The organism is Virgibacillus tibetensis, from assembly GCF_036026595.1.
In the GTDB taxonomy this organism is placed as follows: Bacteria; Bacillota; Bacilli; order Bacillales; family Amphibacillaceae; genus Virgibacillus_P; species Virgibacillus_P tibetensis.
The window spans coordinates 1-1936 of the sequence record NZ_JARZFX010000036.1; the positions used below are offsets into that span (position 1 = coordinate 1).

Here is a 1936-nt window from a genome sequence, read left to right on the forward strand (position 1 = left end):
TGTAGAGTAGGATCCGGGCTCACGCCCGGTACCCCCTCGCAGAACCGTGCATGCGGTATTATCGCACACGGCTCCTCCCGATCTCCTTTTACATAATATAGCTAATATGGCTACGAAGATCATAGATATTTACTTTAGCCCTAGGTCTGGGTAAAGGAAATCGTTTGAGGAGTAAATTGAACTTCTCCCACGTATAAGATCTTTTCTGACTTCTTCGATTTAGCCATTTAAATAATAATTTCCTCACTTGGAACTGATAATTAATAACTGCCTGTAGATTATCTGTAATACAGTAATAATTGTAGTACCCATTTAGTGATCTTATCATACGATCCATGATGAAATCAGTGCCTTTTGTTCGGTTTGCTTTCAACCATTCCTTGCACTTCTTTAACTTTGACTGCACCTTCTTGCGACTCGTTTTGCGCTTTACACGAAAATGACCATTCCTACTTTTATCGCAATAATGTGTAAAGCCCAGAAAGTCAAAGGTTTGTGGTTTCTTTATTCCTTTTCGCCCGCAGTTTTCTTCAGCGAAACGTCCAAAGGAAATGATCTTAGTCTTATCTTTCGCCATCTCAAGATTGAATTTCGAAAGTCTCTTATGTAGCGCTTGATAAAACCGATCCGCGTCTTTCCTGTATTGAAAGCAACACACGAAATCGTCCGCGTACCTTACTATGTGAGCTTGACCTTGGCAACGTTCTTTCACCGTCTTTTCAAACCACAGATCGAGTACATAATGAAGGTAAATATTAGCAAGAATTGGTGAAATCAGGCCGCCTTGTGGAGTTCCTTTATCAATATCATATTTCTTTCCCTCTTCCAGGTATCCTGCTTTAAGGAATCTTGCGATCAGCCTTAGAAGATTAGGGTCAGTGATACGGTGCTTAAGGAATGCCACCATCCATTTGTGATCTACATTATCAAAGAACCCTTTAATATCTACATCTACGATGTAGTTCGTATAGCGCTTTTCGATATACACATTTAGGACTTTTAATGCATCATGACAATTTCGCATCGGTCGGAAGCCAAAGGAACTGTCGAGAAAATCATTTTCATATATTGCATTGAGTATTTTCGCTATGCCACGTTGAACAATTTTATCTTCATACGCTGGTATACCCAATGGTCTTTTTTCCTTTGAACCGGCTTTATCAATGTATGTGCGTCGAACAGGTAACGGACGGTAACTTTTCTTCTTCAGACGTTCAATTAGGTTAGCAATATTGTCTTGAAGATTTTCCGCATATTCTGCCTTCGTTATATTATCTATTCCCGATGCTTTATTTCCTGATAATTCATGATGGCACTGTTTCAACGCCTTTTCACTTAAAAGGTGTGCAAGCGAAGTGAATTTCATCTCTGGATTCTGTTGTGCTAATTCTGTTATTCTTATTAGTTTTGTGTTCATAGGATTTTATCCTACCTCCGTGTGTAGTCTATGTTTCCCTAATAAGAGCGAAGATCGGGGGACAATTCACCTTTCCTCCTCCAGCATTACCTGAAATCATCAGTACTACGTGGTCCTCCGACTTCCTATTAGATATTTGGCTTTCTCGCTTTATTATCACTTGTCCGCCATACTTTCCAATTGGAAAGATCCAATAGGATCTCCCGAGTTGCCATATCCTAACAATGTCCAGCGTGCTAAGGTCACAGACCCCGGGGAAACCTGCTTCATCTTGCCATTTTGCGATGGACAGGTGTTGCTTTCTGAGAGCATAACATCATCAGCTTTCCCGATTTGTAAGATTACGGGGCTCAATCCCTTCAACCGCTTGGCTTTCGGCCCACTGGCTAACTGTCTACGCTTAAAGATAGAAGTTACCTCCTACCCTCCAAGACTCGCTACAGGTGAGTGGCTAGCCCTTTCCTGGTGGGAGTCACACCCACTATAAGATATGACCTATGCTCGGACGCTCTATGCTTT

The 1936-nt window shown here is 41.4% G+C and carries 1 protein-coding gene; it reads right to left on the bottom strand.

The window, feature by feature from the left end:
• Positions 1–88 precede the first annotated feature (88 nt).
• On the bottom strand, positions 89–1417 hold the full coding sequence (gene ltrA / locus QGM71_RS21655) for a group II intron reverse transcriptase/maturase (protein ID WP_327609631.1): 1329 nt from the start codon (positions 1415–1417) through the stop codon (positions 89–91).
• Positions 1418–1936 lie beyond the last annotated feature (519 nt).